Origin of the sequence: Halorubrum lipolyticum DSM 21995 (assembly GCF_000337375.1) — an archaeon.
Taxonomy (GTDB): Archaea; Halobacteriota; Halobacteria; order Halobacteriales; family Haloferacaceae; genus Halorubrum; species Halorubrum lipolyticum.
The window spans coordinates 87,860-108,852 of sequence record NZ_AOJG01000001.1; the positions used below are offsets into that span (position 1 = coordinate 87,860).

A 20,993-nucleotide genomic window follows, 5' to 3' on the forward strand; every position below is an offset into this window, starting at 1 on the left:
AATAGAATATGAAACGAACGGGAGGTGAGTTACGGATCCTCCTGATAGTGGGAATCATCTTCCTCGCGGGCTGTGCGGGCGCGGTCCCCGGTGATCAGGGTTCGACGGACCCGGACACGACCGACGAATCGACGGTCGACACGGCGAACGGCACCGTCGAGGTCCACTACATCAACGTCGGCCAGTCGGTCAGTACGCTCGTCGTCGGTCCGGAGGGGGAGACGATGCTCGTCGACACGGGCCACTACAACGACGACGGCGAGCACGTGTTGGAGTACCTCCGGCGGCACGACGTCACTCGGATCGATCACCTCGTCACCTCGCACAACGACGCGGATCACATCGGCGGCAACGCGGCGATCATCGACCACTACGAGACGGACGCGGGCGGAATCGGCGCGATATATGATCCGGGCATCGCCGCGAGCACGCAGACCTACGACGAGTACCTCGACGCCGTCGAGGAACACGACGTGACGCTGTACGAGACGCGGGAGGGCGACGCGATCTCGTTCGGCGACGTCGACGTCGACGTGCTCGGACCGCCCGAACCGTACCTCGAGAACGAGGCGCGAAACGAGAACAGCATCGTGCTCAAGCTCACGCACGGCGAGACGAGCTTCATGCTGTCGGGCGACGCGGAAGACGACCAAGAGGAGTACCTGATCGACGCGTACGGCGGGGATCTGGAGTCGACCGTGCTGAAGGCTGGCCACCACGGCTCGTCGAGCTCGTCGAGCGAGCCGTTCCTCGACGCGGTGCGGCCGCGGGCGGTCGTCGTATCGAGCGCGTACGACTCGCAGTACGGCCACCCGCACGACGAGGTCCTCCGGCGGCTGTCGAACCGATCGATCCCGACGTATTGGACCGCGACGCACGGCGATATCGTGCTCGCCAGCGACGGGAGCGGCGTCTCCGTCCGGACGCAACGCGAGGCGCCCACGGACCCGCTCGCGCTCCGCGAGGGCGAGCCGGTCGAACCGGGTGCGGGCGGCGACCCCGTCGAACGCGCTCGACTCGGCGGCGATCCGGTCGGCGGCGAGACCGCCGGCGACGGCGGCGATTCCGCGGCCGACGGCGACGGGACGGACGACACCGACGAGGGGGACGAGACGACGGCGACCGATCCGGGCGCGGCGCTGGAGGTCGCCGCGATCAACGCGGACGCCGAGGGCGACGACCGCGAGAACCTCACCGACGAGTACGTCGTCTTCGAGAACACGGGCGACGAGCCGATCGACCTGTCCGGGTGGACCGTCGAGGACGAGGCGGCCCGGAGCTACGAGTTCCCGGACGGGTTCACGCTCGACGCGGGCGCGACGGTGACGCTTCGGAGCGGAAGCGGCGCGGACACCGACACCGAGCTGTACTGGGGGTCGGGCTCGCCGGTCTGGAACAACGACGGCGACACGGTTATACTTACGACGGACGACGGTGAACGCGTCCTCGAGGTGAGCTACGAGTGACCGATATCGAACTCCCGGACGGCGAGTACACCGCGGTCGTCGACGCCGTCGAAGACGGGCTCGCGACCGTGTTCTTCGAACGCGACGGCGAGGAGGTCGGGAACGCGGTGCTGGAGGCCGCACGGCTCCCGTCGGACGCGCGGCACGCCGACGCCGTCCTCTCGGTGATGCTCAGCGGCGGGCGCATCGAGGCCGCCTCCTACGAGCCCGAGGAGACGGCGACCCGAGCCGAGGCGGCACAGGACCGGTTCGACCGGCTCTCGAAGCGACCGCCGTCCGACGAGGACGCGTAGCGGCGGCGCGCATCGCGGTCCGGTCTCTGCGTCGACCTCTTCCGACTGCAAGCCGTCGAACTCGAAATCCATACGCTCGAGGCCGACGGAGAACCCTCTCGCGCCTGAAACTGATCGACGTAAGTCAGGGCCTGCTGGCTCGTCTACGGAGGCATCCGCTCAACATCGAATCGTCGTACCAGCACGCCATAACAAATAGCCCGCATAGAACGTATCGAAACCACAACTGTGGCACGAGTCGCGTTAACACGCAGGAAACGCACACAATTAAAATTAGTCTGAATTAGAGAAAAATAAATTGCTATATCTAATGTAATCGTGGTTGTATATTTTATACATTGGCAATCTTGGATTTCTCATGGATTTCGATCCCTATGATCCGGTCGATCCGCTAGGACAGAACGCTCCGTTTGAGTTGCAGGATCATAGTCACAATTTGATCCATCCAGAGGACCTAAAACTGGCTTCTGACCAGGTTCTCCGCCGAGCGCAAGAACAGGCAGCAATGACCTCACCGGTGAATCATAACATGATTTCCGAAGAGTTGAACAGACGGAAAATGACCGATCTTCAGGATGAACCCGTAGAATTGTCTGAAAATCTAGATAGTGCTACTGAAGAATTCCTCTCCGATTCAGAGTCGGGCTCAAGTGACACCTCGCCGAGTGATGAAGATGGTTACGTCGAGAATTACATCGAATCGTACGTGTCCGGCTACAGAGAATAATGCCTATTAAAAAAGCTGCTTGTCCCAACTGCGGCGGAATCGCAAACATCACCGTGAACTCCAAAGACGACGATATCAAGAAGATATCGTCAACAGGCAGTCCAACCGGTGTGTCTCGGAGCAATAATTATGAATCAGCGTGTATCGACTGCGGCGAAACGATCTATTACTGGCTTAAATAGGGTCGCTGATGCTGACGAGCCAGCGTCTCCGAATCGACGCCGACGGAGCTCTTTAAATCGCACGGCCGTTCGCGCGCGCCTCAGCGGTTCCTCGCTCGCTTCGACCGCAACAACCGGTGGTAACACCGGCGAGAGAACTGATAGGCGGCTCGTGCCGGACCCATCACGGGCTCCGCTCTGATCGCGGACGCGCCCTCGGTAACGCGCCGTTGCGACCGCCCGACGATCCCCGGATTCAGCATCTCGTTCGTCTCGTAGCAGAACACCGGCCGGTTCGTTCGGCGACGGATCTCCGCCGCCTGTTTCGGGTCGCTTTCGATGAACAGGTCGGCGTCGGTCGACTCGTACACGTCCGCCTTGTACTGACCGTAGTTGCCCAGCTTCCGCCGGGTCTCCATGTCAGGGACGTCCATCATGACGAGCCGGTCGTACCGGAACCCGTTCTCGGCCAGCCAGCGCTCCGTCTCGGGGCGGTACCGCTCCAGCCTCGACGTCACCAGACACCCGATGCGTTGCTTCGGGACGAAGTTCGGTTCGACCGTCGTGAGGAACTCGCGGTAGTCGTCGCCGTCGTCGTTCTCTGCGGGCGTCGGGTCGCGACAGAGAACGCCGTCGATGTCCACGCAGAAGTCCGAGAGTCTCGTGTGGTGGAGAATGTTCCACTCGAAGATCCGCGGCGTGCGCACGACCTCGCCCCAGTAGTCGACGTGTCGGTGTCCCTCCGGAGAGATGTACACCGCGCCGTACGTGATGTCGAACGGGAGATCGCGCTGCGCGAGCCGGTCGCGAGTCTCCGTCATCTGTCCGCCCGTCAACACGGAGTCGTCGACGACGAGCACCGAATCGAACTCGTCGAGCGAGTCGCGGCGGTCGAATCTGGACCCGGTGTCGAACAGCCGTCCCTCACAGAGCCCGTCGATATCGACCATCGGAACGTCGAGGTGGAGACACAGGAGATTCGCGGCTAACAGTCCGCTTCGAGGGATTCCGGCCACCAGATCGATATCGCGCGGGAGGCTCGCTGCGAGACGACGGGCGTCCGCGTTCAGGTCCTCGACGGATTTGTAATTCATGTGACCGAGATAGTTCGGAATGGAGTATTATTATGCGGGCGGTAACCGCCGCGTCAGGGAGCCGTTGAAACGGGGTTAGAGCCCCCACTAGTACGGATCCGCGTTCGAAGCGGCGACCAAGGCAATCCCTCGCGGGGCCGTCGATACCGGCCCGACGATTGCGATCCCGACGGCGGTCGCGACGCTCGCCGTGACGCGCGGCACGCCGGTCGCGAGCGACCAGAAAGGCCGATGACGATATCCGCGACCGCGACTGCGACTTTGGCAAGGTTCAAGTCCGCTGCTTGCCGGGTGTAACACGAATGAGACTCTTCGCCTCGGCGTCGGACCGCCGGCGAGGGATCCTCGCGCTCGTCGCCGTCGCGGTCGCGTTCGCCGGCCTCTACCTCTTCGTCCGAGAGTACGCCGCGTTCATCATGGACGTCGAGGCCCTGCGGGCGTGGCTCCGGCAGTTCGGCGTCCTCGCCCCGCTCGTGTTCGTCGCCATTCAGGCCCTCCAGGTCATCGTCGCCCCGATCCCCGGACAGGTCGTCGCGCTCGTCGCGGGCTACCTCTTCGGCCCGTTCTGGGGCACGATATACAGCCTCACGGGCGTCCTGATCGGGAGCGCGATCGCGTTCTCGCTCGCGAAGCGGTACGGTCGCTCGTTCGTCGAGGACGTGATCCACGAGGACGTGATCGCGCGGTTCGACGGCTTCGTCGACACGGTCGGGATCCCGGGACTGTTCGCGTTCGTGATCATCCCGGGGCTCCCGGACGACGCGATCTGCTTTTTAAGCGGTCTGACGAAGTGGAAGCTCCCGACGTTTATCGCCGTGATCAGCGTCGGCCGGCTGCCGGCGTACGTGTTCACCGTGTACGCCGGCGGCGAACTGGCGAGCGGGCGGTTCCTCTCCGGAATCGCGCTCATCCTCCTCGTCGTCCTCGCCCCCGTGGTCGGCTACTACAAACAGGAGGCGGTCAGGGACCTCGTCGCTCGCATCGAGCCGCGGCTCCCCTTTTAAATAGCGGGTCGCGCCTCGGCGTCGCACGCGACCGCCGCCGGGTCATCCCCACGTCCACTGCGAGTCGAGGACGAACCGGTAGAGCCCGCTGAGAAAGATGGCGACCGCGTTAGCGGCGAGATACATGACGCTCGCCCACTCCACGAGCGCGTAGAGGACGCCGAGCTGGATCGGGATCGCCGTTCCGCGGACGAGGTTCGTCTTGAGCAGCCCGCCGAGGTACTCGATCGTCCCGGTGTTCTGACTCGCTTCGAACGTCCACGCGTTGTTGAACACGTACGAGAGGACGATCGTGATCTCGATCGCGACCGTCGCGCCGATCAGGTAGTTCAACTCGGCCAGGTCGACGAACAGCCAGAGTAGTCCCATCTGAATGCCCGCGGTTATCGCGCCGACGACGACGAACCGACGCATCTGCACCGCGATCGGCCCGCTCGTGAGGTTCCTGAGAACGGCGCGTATCATCACCGGTAGCCGAGCGCTTCGAGGCGGGCCTCGAGGTCTTCGTCGACCTCGTCCCCCGCTCCGTCGTCGCCGGCCGCCTCCGCGTCGGCCTGTCTGTCGCGGAGCTCCGCGACGTGATCGGCGGCGATCGGCGCGAACCGCTCGACGACCGCGAGTGCCTCGTCCGACGGGTCCGCCGAGAGGTCCTCCTGCTGGGTCGGGTCCGACGGCCGGTGGTACAGCTCCGTCTCGTCCGTGTCCGCGTTCTCGATGTACGTCCACTCGTCGTCGCGGACGCTCACGAGGAGGTCGCCGTCGGACAGCGACCGCGGGATCGGCTGTTCGGTCACCTCTTCGCCCCGAACGGTGACCGAGACGACGGGCTCCTGGTCGGGCGACTCGCCGTCGCCGACCGCGGGCGCGAGGGACTCGCCGCGCCACTCCGGGGGCGACTCGACGCCGAGCAGGTCGGCGACGGTCGGGGGGATCGCGTCGAGCCCGACGTGCTCTGACACGCGACGGCCGCCGTCCTCGCCGGGGACGTTCACGATGAGCGGCACCCGGATCAGCTCGTCGTACAGCTTCGGGTAGTGCGCGAGGTGGCCGTGCTCCTGGAACTCCTCGCCGTGGTCGCCGGCGACGACGATCGCGGTCTCGTCGGCGATCCCGGCCGCCTCGAGCGTATCGAGCAGTCGCCCGACGCTGGCGTCGACCTGTCGCACCGTCGCCTGATACAGCGTCCGGAGCTCGTTGAGGGTCCGCTCGCCGACCTCCCAGCCGAGGCTCGTTCGGGTGTGGGCGTGGAGCATCCGGTGAGTGCCGACCAGCCCGTCGGACACCTCGCGGATGTACCGCGGCGCGGGGACGTACGGGGTGTGGGTGTCCATGTAGTGGACCCACAGGAAGAACGGCTCGTCGGTGTCGTCGACGAAGTCGGTGGCGGCGTCCTCGACGTCGAACATCCGCGAGGCGTCGAGGAAGGGCCGATCGTCGCCCGTTCCCCGGAGCTTGGAGCCGAGACGGCGGAACGGCGACGTGGCGAGCTGGATCCACGCCTCGACCGTCGGATGGGCCGCGAGGTACCGGCTGTAGCGGCTCGATCCCACGCTCGTGACGAACGGCTCGAACTCGTCGAACCCCTCGGGGTACCCCCAGTGGGAGGTGAGAAAGCCGTTCGCGGCGTTGAAGCCGCCGGTCGCGATGCCGTCCTCGGAGAGCACCGACGCGAGCGTGCGAGCGCCCTTCACGCCGATGTCGCCGTTCCGGGTGAAGACGGGCTCGGAGGCGAGGATAGCGGGGAACGAGAAGGGGGTCCAGTTGCCGGTCGCGAACGACCGGTCGAAGACGGTCCCGTCGGCGGCCAGCTCCGAGAGCACCGGCGAGTGCCGGTCGTCGTCGTAGGGACCGATCGCGTCCGCTCGAAGCGAGTCGATCGTGACGAGGAGGACGTTGGATACCGTTCCGTCTGAGGTCGATGCAGTTGCGTCCGAGTTCGACGTGTCCGAGGCCATATTATGCGAAAGCGGTTTCTGACGTCGCCGAACCGCGGCCCGGCCCGACCGGTCGTGTCGGAGCCCCCGCCCGAACGAACCGGGGCGCGGGTCTCCGTCGAGTCGAGGGCCCGGTGAGGGCCCACCGGCTCGTCGGGCCGAACGTCAGGATCACTAGTATACCCGACAGCGGTCTGCCAGCGGCTTGAGGATTTCGATCGCGGAGGCAACGGGAGACGGGACGGCCCCGTCCGACGGAACGTAGCTATTTGACGCTCGCGACCCGAGCGTCACGTATGAGCGACGCGCCGACCGAAGCGAGCCGCGAGGGAGAGCCGGCCGCCCCCCGACGCCTCGGGGTCGAGGCGCTCGACGAGGCCGTGCCGCCGGACGAGATTCCCGAGGAGGTGCCCGGCGAGTCGCGGGCGGTCGACACCGGCGACGTTCGGCTCCACGTCGTCGAGGCCGGGCCCGAAGACGGGAAGCTCCTGGTCTTACTCCACGGCTTCCCGGAGTTCTGGTACGGCTGGCACGAGGCGATCGCGCCGCTCGCCAACGCGGGCTACCGCGTCGTCGTCCCCGACCAGCGCGGCTACAACTGCTCCGAGAAGCCGCCCGCCGTGCGCGACTACCGGATCGACGCGCTGGCGCGGGACGTGGTCGGGTTGATCGACGCGTACGACCGCGAGACCGCCGCCGTCGCGGGCCACGACTGGGGCGCCGCGGTGGGGTGGTGGCTCGCGCTCCACCACGCCGACCGGGTCTCGGAGTTCGTCGCGGTCAACGTGCCGCACCCGACCGTCTTCGAGCGCGCCCTCCGGACCTCGTGGGACCAGCGGCTCAAGAGCTGGTACGTGCTCGCGTTCCAGCTCCCGAAGCTCCCCGAGGCGGTCGCCAGCGCCGGGAACTGGCGCCTCGCCGTGCGGGGGCTCCGAGACTCCAGCGATCCGGGGACGTTCGGCGACGAGGACTTCAGGCGCTACCGCCGGGCGTGGAACCGCGAGGGCGCGTTCGAGGCGATGGTGAACTGGTACCGGGCGATCGTCCGCGACCGTCCGACCCCGGCGACGGAGACGGTCGAGGTCCCGACGCTCGTGATCTGGGGCGCGAAAGACCGGTTCCTCTCCAGGCGGCTGGCCGGCGAGAGCGTCGAGCGCTGCGCCGACGGCCGGCTCCTCACCCTCGACGCGGCGACCCACTGGGTCGTCCACGAGGAGCCGCACCGCGTCGCCGAGGCGATCGCCGACCACGCCGACCCGCTCCCGCCGGGCGCGCGGGAGTAGCCCGCCAAACGCTTTTATATCGACGACCGCGACGAGACGGTATGACGCTCGATCGATACGCCGACGCCGTCGACGACCTCGCGCCCGACGCCGGGGAGGTCGAGACGGCGGAGCTGGCCGTCACCGACGACGTGCTCGTCAAGGCGTTCGCGCTCGGCCCGGGCGCGACCGTCGACCCGCACGAGCACGGCGACGCCACCAACGTCTTCCACGTCCTCGAGGGGGAGCCCACCGTGATCCGCGGGGACGAGGAGGAGTCGCTCGCGGCCCCCGCCGTCGTCCTGAACGAGCGCGGGACCGTCCACGGCGCCCGCAACGACACCGACGAGCGCGCCGTGCTCACCGCCAGCCTCTGCCCGCTCCCCTGATGGACGGCGAGATCGACCCCGACGAGCTGGCGGCGCTGCTCGACGACGCCGAGACCGACCCGGACGGCGGGAAACCGGCGGATAACGCCCTCCGGATCGTCGACATCCGCGACCGGCGCGCCTTCGACCGCGGCCACGTCCCGGGCAGCGAGTGTATCCCCTTCCCGGAGCTGACGACCCGGGTCGCGGAGCTCGAGGGCGCCGAGCGGATCGTCACCGTCTGTCCCCACGGAGTCGCCAGCAAACAGGCGGCCCAGCTGATCGGGAGCTACGCGGGCACGCGAGACGCTCGCGTCGAAAGCCTCCGAGGCGGCATCGAGGGGTGGGGACGCGGGACCGGCGAGTTGGTCCCGACGGCGGCCGGCGGAGCCGACGGCGGAGCGGATCCGGGCGAGATCGCCGACGAGGGACCCGACGCGCCTTTTTAAACGCTCATCTCCCCGCCCGGCTACTCTCCCGGTCGACCGCGCCGGGCGAGGGTCGCGCCGGCGACGACCACCGAGACGAGGGCGACCGCCGGCCCGAACCCGGGCGCGCCGTCGACCGAGACCGGACCGCCGCCCTCGACGGCCACCGTCGTCGACGCCTCGTCGACCGGGCCGACGACGCTCACGGTCACGTTCTCGGAGCCGACGCCGAGCGACCCCCCGTCGCCGTCGACGGTGATATCGCGAGCGACCGTCGCCTCTTCGCCGGCGTCCAACCGCACCGGGGCGGTCGCGACCGCCTCGCCGTCCACGCGGAACTCGATCTCCCCGCCCGCGGGCACGCTCGCGTCGTTACCGACGGTCGCGGTCGCGACGACCGGCTCGCCGGCGGACGCGCGGTCGCGGTCGGTCGAGACGCCGCGGACGCTCGGCCGCGCGGGCTCGGTGACGGAGACAGTCAGGCGCTCGCTGCCGATCCGGACCTCGTACTCCCCGGCGGCGTCGAAGCGGTGCTCGAAGCGCTCGACCGTCTCCTCGCCGGCGGCGAGCGTTCCCGACCGGTTCGCGACCGACTCGCCGTCGACCGAGAGCGACAGGTCGTATCCCCCCGACGCGCCGCCCGTGTTGGACGCGACGACCGCCGCTTCGAGCGACTCGCCGCCGACCAGCTCGACCGGATCGCGGGCGACGGTCCGGTTCCGGTACTCGCCGGTCGCCCGGATCCCGTCGTCCGCGAGCCCGTATCCGACCTGCGCGGGGGTCTCGCCGAACGCCGCCGCGTGGGCGTCCCGGTCCCACGTCTCGGCGGTCGCCCGCGTCGTCGTCAGGCGCTCGGCCTCGGCGCGGATCTCGGCCGCGGTCGCGTCGTCGGCGCCCTCGGCGGCCGCCGCCTCGATCGCGTCGAGGATGTCCTCGTTGGACACCGGTTCACCGGCCTCGTTGAGATCGCGGACGACCGTCGCGAGCGACGCGGCGCCGTCAGTCTCGGTCCGGAGTCGGCGGTCGATCTCGCCGGCGACGAGCGCTCCCTTCGTGTAGTCGGGGCGTCGCTCCCACGTGTCCGGGTCGGAGAGCACCGCCGAGGCGTCGGGCTCGCGCTCGCCGCGGGCTAACGTGGCCTCGAACTCGTCGAAGTCGGCGGCGCCGCGGTCGAGCGCGAACAGCGCGGCGTAGTGGGTCGCGCTCGCCTCCGTGATCCACCGGCCGCTCGCCTCGGTGCGGTACGCTTGCCGGGTGTGGACGTACTCGTGGGTCCAGACGTCGGCGGCCGTCCCGGCGGGCTCCGAGTCCCGGACCCACAGGTCGGCGTCGCCGGACTGGAGCCCGCGGACGGCCCACGACACCTCGCCCGTGGGGGCCGCGAACGCGACCACTTCCCCGTCGCGGGCCCCGACCTGCAGCGCCGTCGACGCCTCGGCGAAGACCCCGAACACCTCGTCGGGGGACGCGACCGGGTCCGCGGCGTCGGGGACGATCAGCCGGAACCGCTGGCCCGCGACCTCGCGGACGGTCTCCTCGTGCGGACCGAGGAACGCCATCGACTGCGACGCGACGCCCTCGCCCGCGACGACCGTCTCGCGGTCGAGTCGGACCTGCCCCTCGTACTGCCCGGTGTAGGACCACCCGGCGCGGACGCGGGGCGTCCGGACGAGCGCCCACTCGCCCGCGTCGACGAAGCGGTAGGTACCGTCGGTCGCCAGCGGCCCCTCCCCTTCGACCGTGTCGTTCGCGTCGATCCCGTAGGTGAGCGAGGGCTCGGCGGTCTGGCCGTCCCACTTCCAGACCGACCCGGCGGTCCCGGAGCCGCCGACCCGCGTGAACCCGTCGGCCTCGATGTCTGCGTCGTCGCCGGCGCTGAGCAGGGTCAGGTTGAGCTCCGTGACTCGGTCGGGGAGCTCCGCCCGCGTCGTGACCCCGACCGTCCCGCGCTCGTCGGTCCGGGACAGCTCGTTTCGCAGCCGGATCACGTCCGCGTCGTCTCCGGCGGCCTGTGCCGCCGGCTCCGCGTCGGCGCTCCCCGAGAACGACTCGACGACGGGCGCCGCCTCGCCGGTGGCTACCGAAGCGCTCCCGACCGCGGTGAGGGAGACGAGAAGGAGCGCGATGAGCGAGAACGCGACGACGGCGGCTCGGACCCCGGAGAACGGCTCGGTTCGGCTCATGGGTATCGTACCGCTCGCCCCGGGTTTAGGGCTGTCCGTGGACGCGTTGACACGAACCGGCCGCCGTCGGGACCGCCGCGGATGCGACGCCGAACGGAGAATGAGGGGGGAGGGAGCGTGTGACGGGTCCCTCCGTGTGACGGGTCTCGAAGCGAGGGGTTAGTTATACACTGCTTGAAAGTCACCGTTTCCGACGCGAATCCCCTCTGCGACCCCGCGTCTCAGATCGCGCGGATCCGCGTCGTCCAGAAGTCGCGGAAGGCGTCGTCGAGCGCCTCTTGCGGCTTCCCGGTCGCGTCGGAGACGTCGGTGACGTCGGCGTGTTTCCGGACCTCGCCGAGCACGCCGCGCTCGCCGACGGCTATCGTCCGGTCGACCGGGGCGTCCCGGTCGGCGAGCCCGGCCAGCGCCGCGGTCGCCTTTTTAAGATGGTCGTCGATCTGGCCCTCGCGTCGGCGTTCGAAGCGTCCCTGCGAGAAGCCGCCCTTCGAGTGGGCCTCCTTCACGTCCGAGGTGAACCCCTCGAAGTCGACCCGCTCGTCGCCCTCGTAGACGCCGAGCGCGAAGACGTCCGACCGGACGAGCGCGAAGGCGAACCGCCCGGTGGGGCGGAACCACGCGTCGTCGAGCCGGAACTCGTCGCTCCATCGGTCGAACGGCGCCGGCTCGATCGGGGGCGTTAGCGCCGCGCTTACCGCCCCGGTGTCGTCGGCGACGACGACCGCGGGGGCGGCCCGTCGGACGAGTCGGCTCCGGTCGCCGAACCACTCCGCGACGCTCGACGGGACCGCGTCGCCGTCGGGGACGAACGCGGTGAGGAGCCCTTCGGGGTCGGCGCTCTCGACCGCCCGGAAGCGGCCGAGCGCGTCGGCCAGCCGCGGGCCGCGGGCGTCGCTGACGCGGCGGAACTCGACCGATTCCTCCGTCCCCCGGGCGCGGTCGAGGCGCTCCTCCAGCGACTCGATCCGGTGTTCGAGCTCGTTGACGCGCTCCTCGGCGCGCTGGCGGTCGGCGACGGCGTCGGACCGGCGCTCCTCCTCGGCCTCGGCGCGGCGTTCGAGGTGGCGCTTCTCCTCCTCCAGCTCCTCGATCCGCTCTTTCAGCCCGGCGCGCCCGAGCAGCCTGTCGATCATACCCGAACGGCGACCCCCGGCGACCTAAAAGGTGCGTCTGTAGCCGCTTCCTAACAGATTCACTTATAAATGACGGGCGGTGGCGCGCGCCTGTGAGCGCCCTTTGGGCGCGAACAGCGCCGCGCGAGGTCGCCGGCACTGTGCGCCGACGAGGTTGGGGAGGCGTGAGGTGCGGTTGCGGTCGCAGGTGGGTGGGACTCAAAGGGGCAGCCGGAAGGACTCGCGCGGCTCGTTGCGCGCTTCAGTCGCTCGCTCCGCTCGCTCCTTCCAGTGCTTACGTCACCGTGCTTCGTCCTCCCGGCTGGGGCTTTGGAGGTGTTCACCGCCGATCCACTGTCATCGATTTATAAGCGATTGGCTGGGGCGGCGGAGAAGATCACGGTGCGACTCGGGGTAACAGAGCCAAAATCGCAGTATCACGCGTTCACGTGCGGCTCCCAGCCCTCCCAGCGCAACAGCGTCTCTGCCCGATCGGCGTCCGCCAGCAACACGTTGCGTCGGTCCGGGAGGGTCTCGTCCGCGATCTCCTGAGGGATCGCGAGCGTCCCGCTCGGCACGTCGTCGTCGCCGCCGACCGGAATGTGGCCGCCGCCCACCTTCATCACGAGGGGGGCGTCGAGTCGCTCGACCCCCTCGCCGTCGGCGTATAGCTGCTCGTTGACGTGCTCGTGGTCGACCCGCTGGATGACGGCGCGCTCGCCGTCGTGGGGTTCCACGTACAGTTCCCCCAGGTAGTAGCCGCTTGAGAATCGCTCGAACATGCTGTGCGTGTTACTCTCTGTCACGACTAGGTATAAGTGTTTCTCGGACGGGATTAACCGTGATAATCGGAGGAATCGACCGGGTCTCCGCCCGACCTCACTCCCCGTCGGAGCGCCGCGCGACCTCGTGGCGGCCGAACCCGTACCGCAGCCGGTTCGCGAGCCGCCGCGAGAAGCGCCCCTCGTTCCGGGAGTCGAACCGCTCGGCGAGCGCCTGGTAGATGAGCGGGACGGGGACCTCCTGTTCGAGCGCCTCCCGAACCGTCCAGGTTCCCGTCGAGCCGCCCGCGACGTGGTCCGCCACGTCGCCCAGGTCCGACCCCTCCTCGCGGAACGCCTCCTCGCACAGCTCTAAGAGCCACGACCGGATCACGGCGCCGTTGTTCCACGTGCGCGCGACCGACTCCATGTCGAGGTCGTAGCGCCCCTCGGTGAGCAGCTCGAACCCCTCGCCGTACGCCTGCATCAGCGCGTACTCCACGCCGTTGTGGACCATCTTCACGTAGTGGCCCGAGCCCGACTCGCCCATGCGGTCGTGGCCGTCCGGCCCGGTCGCCACCGCGTCGAAGACGGGAACGAACGCCTCGTAGGCCCACTCGGGGCCGCCGACCATCAGCGAGAACCCCTCCTCCGCGCTGGCGGGGCCGCCCGACGTGCCGCAGTCGAGGTACGCGGCGTCCGTCTCCTCGGCGCGCCGTACCGACGCCTGGAACTGCGAGTTCCCGCCGTCGACGACCGCGTCGTCGGCGTCGAGGTGCGGCTCCAGGTCGGCGAGCGTGGCGTCGACCGGCTCGCCCGCGGGGACCATGAGCCAGATGCGCTTGCCGTCGCCCTCGTCCGACCCGTCGAGCCGGTCGCAGAGGTCGGCGACCGAGTCGGCGGGCTCCGCGCCTGCCTCCGCCGCGGTCGCCGTCGCCTCCGCGGAGAGGTCGAACGCGACCACGTCGTGGCCCGCGTCGAGCGAGCGATTCACCACGATCTGCCCCATCCGCCCGAGTCCGATGACGCCGAGTTCCATGCGCGAGCGGTGGCGACCCCCCGCCGTAGTGGTTCCGGTTCGGCGGCCGCTCGCCGCCGCCCGGGTCAAGTCGCTCCGGGCTCACTCGATGCCGCCGGCAGGTCCGTCCGCTCCGTCTCCGCGCTCGCCCGCGGCCTCGCGCTCCGCATCGCGCTCGCCGAGATGCGCGCGCAGGGCGTCGACGTCCTTGTTGCCCGCGCCGGTGTTGAGGAGGACGACCGTGTCGTCCGGGCCGAACTCGCCCGACGCCGCCAGCGCGAACGCCCCCGAGACGCAGGCCGCGCAGGTCGCGCCGACCTCCAGCCCCTCGGCCCGGGCGACCTCGATCGCGGCGTCGAGGATCTCGCGGTCGGTCGTCGCCACCGCACCCCCGTCCGACTCGCGGATCGCGTCGAGGATGAGCGGGCTCGCGCCCGGGTCCGGGATCGCGATCCCGTTACAGGCCGTGTCGATCCGGTCGTCCGGGACGGGTTCGTGGCGGTCGGCGCCCGCCTCGTAGGCGTCGACGACGGGCGCACATCCCGCCGCCTGCGCGGCGTACATCGGGACGAGCTCGTCGGTCCAGCCCAACTGTCGAACTTCGCGGGCGGCCTTGTGCATCCCCACGAGGCCGACGCCGCCGCCGGTCGGGTAGACGACGCCGTCGGGCGCCTCCCAGTCGAGCTGTTCGAGCAGCTCGAGGGCCATGGTCTTCTTGCCCTCGTGGCGGTACGGGGTGACGAACGTCTTCGCCGAGTACCAGTCGGGGTGCTCCTCCATCGCCTCGGCGTAGGCCTTCCCGGCGTCGCCGATCTGCGAGTTCCCGTCGATCGGGTCGGTCACGGTCAGGTCGGCGCCGTGGACCTCGGTCATCGCCTTCTGGGTGAACCCCGCCCGCGAGGGGAGGTACACGTGCGCGTCCAGGTCCGCGCGGGCCGCGTACGCGGCCGCCGCCTGTCCCGCGTTGCCGGCGCTGTTCAGCGCCACGTCGGCGGCGCCGTGCTCGCGGGCGGCCGTCATCGCCAGCGACTGCCCCCGGTCTTTGAACGTCCCCGTCGGGTTCGCTCCCTCGTCTTTCAGGAGGACCCGCCCCACGCCCATCGCGTCCGCGAGCGCCGGACACTCGACGAGCGGCGTCGCGCCCTCCCCCAGCGACACCGCCGCGCCAGGCACGAACGGCAGCAGCTCCGCGTACCGCCACATCGACTCGAACGGCCGCCCCGCGAGGTTCTCGGGCGAGAGGTCGATCCGATCGAGGTCGTACGCCGGGTCGAGGATCCCGCCGCAGTCGGAGCACCGGTGGGTCGTCGTCTCCGGATCGAACGTCTCGCCGCAGTCGACACACGAGAGGCCGATGAACGCGTCCGTCGTTTCCATACGTCGCGATCACGCGCCCTCGACTTTGGTCCATCGGCCGCGGGGCCGGGTTCCGGTTCCGCCGCTCGGACCTCCGTCTCCCCCGCCGGGGCCTCCGTCCCTGTTGCCGGGACCTCCGTCCCTACCGCCGAGGCCTCCGTCACCACCGCCCGACCTATTTAAATCTGAAACGTATGAAGGGGCAGCGAGAGGGACGGGCGGGTCCTCTCTCCGAGCATGACCAGACTGACGCTGCGGCTCGACTTCCCGAGCGGCTCGTGGCTCGGCGACGTGTCGGGGACTCACCCCGACGCGACCCTCCGTGCGACCGAGACGGTCGCCGCGACCGAGGGCGAGGTCACGGCGCTCGCCGTCGCCGGTGCCGACCGCGCGGCGACGGTGGAGTCGCTTCGCGCTCACGACCGCGTTGACCGGGTCGATACCGTCGACCGGAGCGGCCCGGCGACGCGGCTCCGAGTCGTCGCGCCCGCCCCGCCGCCGCACGTCGCGGCCGCGCGAGAGGTCGGGCTTCCGATCGAGGAGCCGGTCGCCGTGACGGACGGGCGCGCGACGCTCGACGTCGTCGGCGAGCGCTCCCGACTCACCGCATTCGGGCGACGGCTCGCGGGCGAGGGCGTCACCGTGGGGATCGAGGCGAGCGACGCCGACGAGGAGCCGGTCCTCACCGACGCCCAGCGCGACCTCGTCCTCGCCGCCGTCGCGGCCGGGTACTACGACACCCCGCGGGAGTGCACGCTCACGGAGCTCGCCGAGGCGCGCGGCCTCGCCAAGTCGACGTGCAGCGAGACGCTCCACCGCGCCGAGGGGCGGGTGTTACGCCGCTTCGTGGACGGCGAGTTCGACGGCGGCGACCACGCCGAAAGCGGCGAGAACGCGATCGTCGACGACCCCGATCCGGACCGCGATAGCCGACGACCCCGGTCCGGAACGCGAGCGCGATAGCGCGGAGTCGGTCGGGACCGCCGTCTCGGAACCGCGACGCCGACCGTTATTTAAAAACGAACGCGTCTCTACGTCTCTGTGGCTCTGCGTCTCTGTGGCTCTGCGCCTCTGTGGCTCTGCGCCTCTGTGGCTCTGTCGCGACCATCTCGCCACACCCGTTTCACGGGACAACGTTCATCTCCGACACCCCGTTATGAAGCGAACGTGAAGCGAGCGACTCTCCTCGGCGTCGGTTTACTCGTCGTCGGAGTGAGCATCGCCTTCGCGCTGTTGCTGTCGTTTCCCGCCATGGTGTTCGGGGGGTGCACGGATGTCGGCGTCCCGGAGGGTGAAGAGCGGGGAGTCGCGGTGATCGGCGTGGAAGACGGGAACTTCCTGTACACGCCCGACGGGGCGAACGAATGCAGTATCCCGCTTCCGGCGGTCCTCGCTCCGGTCGGATTCGTCGTCATCGGAACCGGCTTGGTCTTGTCCCGGAGGGCGACGAAGAACGGGGTCGGTGAGTAGCGAGGCCGACGAGTAGCGAGGTCAGCGAGTCCCGAGACCGCTACTCCCCGTCGAGCGCCTGCCACGAGAGGCGCGGGTCACGCGCGGCGCCGACCTGATCGATCCGACCCGCGGCGGTGCGGCTCGGTGCGGCGTCGAGCGCATCGTCGGTGTCGGCGTACGCGAGGTTGAAGGCCTCCGCGAGGTCGTCGAGCGACGACTGTCCCTCGATCTCGGTCGGCTCAGTGAGCATCGCCTCGGGCACCATCTCCGGCCACTTCGTCGTCGGCGGGTGGACGCCGAAGTCGAGCATGCGCTTCGCCACGTCGGCGGCGTCGCGGTCGCCCGCCGTCGCCGCGAACTCGTGGTGGAAGGGGTCGTACGGCACGTCGAGGTCGATCCGCTCGGCGAGGTAGTTCGCGTTGAGCACCGCCTTCGCGGCCGCGTCCGCGAGCCCCTCGTCGCCGAGGCGAGCGATGTACGCGTACGTCTTGACGAGGACGAGCCAGTTGCCGCCGAAGCCGTGGACCTTCCCGATCGTGTTGGCCGGCTCGAACGGCTCGTAACCGCTTCCCTCCTCCGTCTCCCGGACCCGCGGGGCGGGGAGGAACTCGGCGAGCTCGTCGACGACGCCGACCGGGCCGGCGCCCGGCCCGCCGCCGCCGTGCGGGGTCGCGAACGTCTTGTGGACGTTGTAATGCATCACGTCGAACCCCATGTCGCCGGGGCGGCCGCGGCCGAGCAGGGCATTGAGGTTCGCGCCGTCGTAGTAGAGCAGCCCGCCCGCGTCGTGGACGATCTCGGCGATCTCCGTGATGTCGCGCTCGAAGAGCCCGACCGTGTTCGGGTTGGTCAACATGAGCGCGGCGGTGTCGTCGCCGACGGCCGCCTCCAGCGCCTCCACGTCGACTCGCCCGTCGTCGCCCGAGGGGAGTTCGACCACGTCGTAGCCGGCCATCGCGGCGGTCGCGAAGTTCGTCCCGTGCGCTGAGGCGGGGATCACGACCTCGGACCGGTCGTTGCCGTGGTGCTCGTGGTACGCCTTCGCGACCGCGATGCCGGTGAACTCGCCGGCGGCGCCCGCTGGGGGCTGGAGCGTGACCGCGTCCATCCCGCCGATCTCGCCGAGGAACTCCTGCAGGCGGTACTGGAGCTCGAGGTTCCCCTGCGCGGCCCGCGCCGAGCGGTCCGGGTGGATCGCCGCGTTCGGATCGGCGGCCACGTCCTCGGTGAACTTCGGGTTGTACTTCATCGTGCAGCTCCCGAGCGGGTACGGCCCCGAGTCGATCGCCCAGTTCATCTGCGAGAGCCGGGTGTAGTGGCGAGCGATCTCCGGCTCCGAGGGGGCCGGCAGCGTGAGCTCCTCGCGCGTCAGGTCGTCCGGAAGCGGCGACGCCTCGCGCACGTCGACGGTCGTCTCGTCCTTCTCGGAGAGCAGCGGCTCGTGAACGTCCTCGCCCTCGCGCGCGTAGTCGGCCTGGTCGTGGATCACTCAGATCACCTCCTCGAAGGCGGCGACGAGGCCGTCGGTCCGGCCCGCGTTCAGGTCGGTCACGCACACCTGCAGCAGGTGTTCGCCGATCGCGTGGACCGCGAACCCCTCCGCCTCCAAATCTCCCGCGATGGCCGCCGCGGGCTGGTCGACGCGCACGGCGAACTCCCGGACGTGGTGCCGGTCGTGGACCGGCGCGGCCGCGCCCTTCACCTCGTCGAGCCGGTCGGCGAGCGCGGCCGCCTCCCTCACGCAGTCGTTCGCGAGGTCGACGAGGCCGTCGGGGCCGAGCGTCGCCGCGTGGATCGCGGCGCGGAGCGCGACCCACGCCTGATTCGTACAGATGTTCGAGGTCGCCCGCTCCTTCCGGATGTGCTGTTCGCGCGTCTGCAGCGTGAGCGTGAACGCCCGGTCGCCCGCGGCGTCCTCGCCGGCGCCGACGAGCCGCCCCGGAACCTGTCGGAGGAAGTCGTCGCGGCAGGCGAAGAGGCCGAGCCCCATGCCGTAGGCGGTCGGAAGCCCCAGCGCCCCCGCCTCGCCGACGACCACGTCGGCGCCGACGCTCGCTGGCTCCTGAAGCACCGACAGCGACACCGGATCCGACCCGAGGACGAACAGCGCGTCGGCGTCGGCCGCGAGGTCGCCGACCGCCGCGAGCCGCTCCTCGATACAGCCGCGGACGGTCGGGTTCTCGGCGTACACCATGACGGTATCGTCGCCGGCGCGGTCGGCGAGCGCGTCGATGTCGGCGTTTCCGTCGGCCATCGGGTACGTCTCGACGGAAAGGTCGGCGCCCGCGCAGTAGTTCTCCAACACCGCGCGCTTCCCCTCGCGGAGCTGCTCCGGAACGAGGGCGACATCGCCCGAGGTCGATCGGACGCGGTCGGCGAGCGTCGCCGCCTCGCCGAGCGCGGTGGCGGCGTCGTACATCGAGCAGTTCGCGACCGGGAGCCCCGTCAGCTCCACGAGCATCGACTGGTACTCGAACAGCGCCTGGAGGAACCCCTGCGAGATCTCCGGCTGGTACTGGGTGTAGCTCGTGAGGAACTCCGCGCGGTCCGCGAGGTGGTCGACGACGCTCGGCACGTAGTGGCCGTAGTGCCCCCGACCGAGGAACTCGACGAGGTCGTCGTTGCGCGCGAAGATCCGCGAACACTCCGCGCGGATGTCCCGCTCCTGTCTCTTATACACATCTCTGAGCGGGNGTCGCTCTGTCGTCCGGTACCGGGTCGTCGATCGAAGGGTGACGTGGTCATGGTCGTGTGTCCGCTGTCGGGTCGCGCGGTCGATGCCCGCGCAGTCAAGCGATCTGGTCGTCGTACTCGTCGGGGTCGAGCAGCCCGTCGGCGTCGCCGGCCTCGACGGGGTCGACTTCGAGCATCCACCCGTCCCCGTACGGGTCCTCGTTGACGAGCTCGGGGCGGTCGAACAGCGCCTCGTTGACGGCGACGACCTCGCCGGAGACCGGCGCGTACAGGTCCGAGACGGCCTTGATCGATTCGACGACGCCGAACGCCTCGCCGGCGGAAATCTCGTCGCCGGCCTCGGGCAGCTCGACGAACACCACGTCGCCGAGCTCGTCCTGCGCGAAGTCGGAGACGCCGATCCGGACGGTGTCGCCGCCGGTCGTCGTCCACTCGTGCGATTCCAGGTACCGCCTGTCGTCGGGTACTTCGAAGCTCATTGGTCAGGTGTCGTCGCGGTCCGCTCGGATCCCGAGCGGTCGTCCGCCGGAGCCGGAATCGGGTCGGCGTCGGATCCGACTCGTCGGCCGGTTACGGGCGGGATTCGAGGTCGAAACACGGTCCGCGACACGCGTACGTCACCCTTCTGACGACGAGGAAATAAAAGGTGTGTTCGCGGCGGTCCTCCGCTCGCAGCGGTCTTCCGGCCGCCTCACGTCCACCGGTCGAGCCCGGTCTGGACCTGCGACTCCGCGATGCGCTCGAACCCGCGTTCCACCTCGTCGGCGGCGACGCCCCACTCGTCGACGACGTACTCGCGGGCGGCGTCCACGTCGGGGTTCACCGCGGTGTCGACGTCGACGTCCGTCGCCGGCGGGTCCATGAACAGCTCGCGGATCGCCTCGGCGTTCGGGATCTCGACGCCGCGCGCGTCGAGGACACCCCACAGGTCGCCGTGTTCCCGAACCGCCTTCACCGCCGTCTTCGGCCCGATCCCGCGGACGCCCTCGTTGAAGTCGGTGCCGCAGAGCATCGCGGCGTCGACGAGCCCCTGCCGGTCGAAGCCGAGGTCGTCGAGCGTCGCCGCGAGATCCATCAGCTCCGGGTCGCCCTTGCTCGTGAGCTGTCGGAGGGTCGTCGGCGCGCCGAACAGCAGCGTGTCGTAGTCCTCGCTGCCGGCGTGGTCCACGCTCCCCGTCGCCGCCATGTGCGCGCACTGGGCCTCGCCCTCGGCCGGCGCCTCGACGATCGGCACGTCGAGCAGGCGGAGCAGCTCGCGGGTCGTCTCCTGGATCGCGTCGGTGAGCCGCTGCGTGCGGGCCTCCAGCCGCGCGGCCTCGACGGCGTCGCCGCGCTCCTCGGCGGCCGCCCGGCGCTCCTCGGCCGCCTCGCGCTTCTCGCGGCGGTCGGCGACCTCGTCGGCCTTGAGCTCCGTCACCGCCCCGTCGAACACCATCACGGGGATCAGGTCGTGCTCGAAGAACTTCGGGAGCCCCTGCACCACCCCGATCAGGTTGGCGACCTCGACGCCGTCGGCCGTGGTGTACGCCTCGTCGCTCGTCCACTTCACCGTCGTCGTGAGGTACCGGTACAGCCAGTTGTGCGCGTCGACGGCGACGACGCTCCCCTCGATCTCGTCGAAGGCGACGTCGCGGATCGCCGCGAGATCGCGCAGGTCCGCGTTTCCCATCACCGATCGGT

General features: G+C 69.7%; 21 protein-coding genes. 9 read left to right on the plus strand and 12 right to left on the minus strand.

Annotated elements, in window-relative coordinates:
* Nucleotides 1–8 precede the first annotated feature (8 nt).
* From C469_RS00465 to C469_RS16565, 3 genes are all read left to right on the plus strand, one after another.
* Nucleotides 9–1,466, plus strand: coding sequence for a lamin tail domain-containing protein (locus tag C469_RS00465; RefSeq protein WP_187127434.1), 1,458 nt, complete (start codon nucleotides 9–11; stop codon nucleotides 1,464–1,466).
* Nucleotides 1,463–1,759 (plus strand): DUF3006 family protein, encoded by a 297-nt coding sequence (locus C469_RS00470; protein ID WP_008002843.1) that lies wholly within the window; start codon nucleotides 1,463–1,465, stop codon nucleotides 1,757–1,759. Before C469_RS00465 ends, C469_RS00470 begins: the two co-directional genes overlap by 4 nt.
* A gap of 358 nt (nucleotides 1,760–2,117) precedes the next feature.
* Nucleotides 2,118–2,486, plus strand: coding sequence for a hypothetical protein (locus C469_RS16565; RefSeq protein ID WP_147587212.1), 369 nt, complete (start codon nucleotides 2,118–2,120; stop codon nucleotides 2,484–2,486).
* Between the two features lie 262 nt (nucleotides 2,487–2,748).
* Here the strand turns inward: C469_RS16565 and C469_RS00475 are convergent, their stop codons facing one another.
* Complete coding sequence (locus C469_RS00475) at nucleotides 2,749–3,741, minus strand: phosphoribosyltransferase family protein (protein WP_008002844.1); 993 nt, start codon at nucleotides 3,739–3,741, stop codon at nucleotides 2,749–2,751.
* A gap of 302 nt (nucleotides 3,742–4,043) precedes the next feature.
* Here C469_RS00475 and C469_RS00480 point away from each other — a divergent pair, with 302 nt between their 5' ends.
* A complete protein-coding gene (locus tag C469_RS00480) occupies nucleotides 4,044–4,745 on the plus strand; it encodes a TVP38/TMEM64 family protein (RefSeq protein ID WP_008002846.1) in 702 nt (233 codons plus the stop codon).
* A gap of 42 nt (nucleotides 4,746–4,787) precedes the next feature.
* Here the strand turns inward: C469_RS00480 and C469_RS00485 are convergent, their stop codons facing one another.
* Nucleotides 4,788–5,210 carry a GtrA family protein gene (locus tag C469_RS00485; RefSeq protein ID WP_008002847.1) on the minus strand — a complete coding sequence of 141 codons (423 nt, stop codon included), beginning with the start codon at nucleotides 5,208–5,210 and terminating at the stop codon, nucleotides 4,788–4,790.
* Nucleotides 5,210–6,700, minus strand: coding sequence for a sulfatase (locus C469_RS00490; protein ID WP_008002849.1), 1,491 nt, complete (start codon nucleotides 6,698–6,700; stop codon nucleotides 5,210–5,212). Before C469_RS00490 ends, C469_RS00485 begins: the two co-directional genes overlap by 1 nt.
* 275 nt (nucleotides 6,701–6,975) lie before the next feature.
* On the opposite strand from C469_RS00490, the gene C469_RS00495 reads away from it, so the two are divergent.
* The 3 genes from C469_RS00495 to C469_RS00505 are packed head-to-tail and all read left to right on the plus strand — an operon-like array spanning nucleotide 6,976 to nucleotide 8,758.
* Nucleotides 6,976–7,962, plus strand: a complete 987-nt coding sequence (locus tag C469_RS00495) for an alpha/beta fold hydrolase (RefSeq protein ID WP_008002851.1) — start codon at nucleotides 6,976–6,978, stop codon at nucleotides 7,960–7,962.
* Between the two features lie 41 nt (nucleotides 7,963–8,003).
* A complete protein-coding gene (locus C469_RS00500) occupies nucleotides 8,004–8,330 on the plus strand; it encodes a cupin domain-containing protein (RefSeq protein WP_008002854.1) in 327 nt (108 codons plus the stop codon).
* The gene (locus C469_RS00505; protein WP_008002856.1) at nucleotides 8,330–8,758 is read left to right on the plus strand and encodes a rhodanese-like domain-containing protein; all 429 of its coding nucleotides are present in this window, start codon (nucleotides 8,330–8,332) and stop codon (nucleotides 8,756–8,758) included. Before C469_RS00500 ends, C469_RS00505 begins: the two co-directional genes overlap by 1 nt.
* A 20-nt stretch (nucleotides 8,759–8,778) precedes the next feature.
* On the opposite strand, the gene C469_RS00510 is transcribed toward C469_RS00505, so the two are convergent.
* From C469_RS00510 to C469_RS00530, 5 genes are all read right to left on the minus strand, one after another.
* On the minus strand, nucleotides 8,779–10,920 hold the full coding sequence (locus tag C469_RS00510) for a hypothetical protein (protein WP_008002858.1): 2,142 nt from the start codon (nucleotides 10,918–10,920) through the stop codon (nucleotides 8,779–8,781).
* A 221-nt stretch (nucleotides 10,921–11,141) separates the two neighbouring features.
* Nucleotides 11,142–12,053, minus strand: a complete 912-nt coding sequence (locus C469_RS00515) for a Vms1/Ankzf1 family peptidyl-tRNA hydrolase (RefSeq protein ID WP_008002859.1) — start codon at nucleotides 12,051–12,053, stop codon at nucleotides 11,142–11,144.
* Between the two features lie 416 nt (nucleotides 12,054–12,469).
* Nucleotides 12,470–12,814: a DUF5802 family protein gene (locus tag C469_RS00520; protein WP_008002861.1), complete on the minus strand. Its 345-nt coding sequence runs from the start codon at nucleotides 12,812–12,814 to the stop codon at nucleotides 12,470–12,472.
* Between the two features lie 97 nt (nucleotides 12,815–12,911).
* Complete coding sequence (locus C469_RS00525) at nucleotides 12,912–13,832, minus strand: decarboxylating 6-phosphogluconate dehydrogenase (RefSeq protein WP_008002863.1); 921 nt, start codon at nucleotides 13,830–13,832, stop codon at nucleotides 12,912–12,914.
* Nucleotides 13,833–13,913: 81 nt separating this feature from the next.
* Nucleotides 13,914–15,188: a threonine synthase gene (locus C469_RS00530; protein WP_008002865.1), complete on the minus strand. Its 1,275-nt coding sequence runs from the start codon at nucleotides 15,186–15,188 to the stop codon at nucleotides 13,914–13,916.
* A gap of 216 nt (nucleotides 15,189–15,404) precedes the next feature.
* Between C469_RS00530 and C469_RS00535 the strand changes: the two genes are divergently transcribed.
* Both C469_RS00535 and C469_RS00540 read left to right on the plus strand, forming a co-directional pair.
* A complete protein-coding gene (locus C469_RS00535) occupies nucleotides 15,405–16,130 on the plus strand; it encodes a helix-turn-helix domain-containing protein (protein WP_008002866.1) in 726 nt (241 codons plus the stop codon).
* A gap of 204 nt (nucleotides 16,131–16,334) precedes the next feature.
* Nucleotides 16,335–16,637: a hypothetical protein gene (locus tag C469_RS00540; RefSeq protein WP_008002868.1), complete on the plus strand. Its 303-nt coding sequence runs from the start codon at nucleotides 16,335–16,337 to the stop codon at nucleotides 16,635–16,637.
* Nucleotides 16,638–16,677: 40 nt separating this feature from the next.
* Here the strand turns inward: C469_RS00540 and gcvPB are convergent, their stop codons facing one another.
* From gcvPB to fen, 4 genes are all read right to left on the minus strand, one after another.
* A complete protein-coding gene (gene gcvPB, locus C469_RS00545; protein WP_008002870.1) occupies nucleotides 16,678–18,108 on the minus strand; it encodes an aminomethyl-transferring glycine dehydrogenase subunit GcvPB in 1,431 nt (476 codons plus the stop codon).
* Nucleotides 18,109–19,299 (minus strand): aminomethyl-transferring glycine dehydrogenase subunit GcvPA, encoded by a 1,191-nt coding sequence (gene gcvPA, locus C469_RS00550; RefSeq protein WP_008002871.1) that lies wholly within the window; start codon nucleotides 19,297–19,299, stop codon nucleotides 18,109–18,111.
* A gap of 109 nt (nucleotides 19,300–19,408) precedes the next feature.
* Nucleotides 19,409–19,792 (minus strand): glycine cleavage system protein GcvH, encoded by a 384-nt coding sequence (gcvH, locus tag C469_RS00555; protein WP_008002873.1) that lies wholly within the window; start codon nucleotides 19,790–19,792, stop codon nucleotides 19,409–19,411.
* 212 nt (nucleotides 19,793–20,004) lie between these two features.
* Nucleotides 20,005–20,982 carry a flap endonuclease-1 gene (gene fen / locus C469_RS00560; RefSeq protein ID WP_008002875.1) on the minus strand — a complete coding sequence of 326 codons (978 nt, stop codon included), beginning with the start codon at nucleotides 20,980–20,982 and terminating at the stop codon, nucleotides 20,005–20,007.
* Between the last annotated feature and the right edge of the window lie 11 nt (nucleotides 20,983–20,993).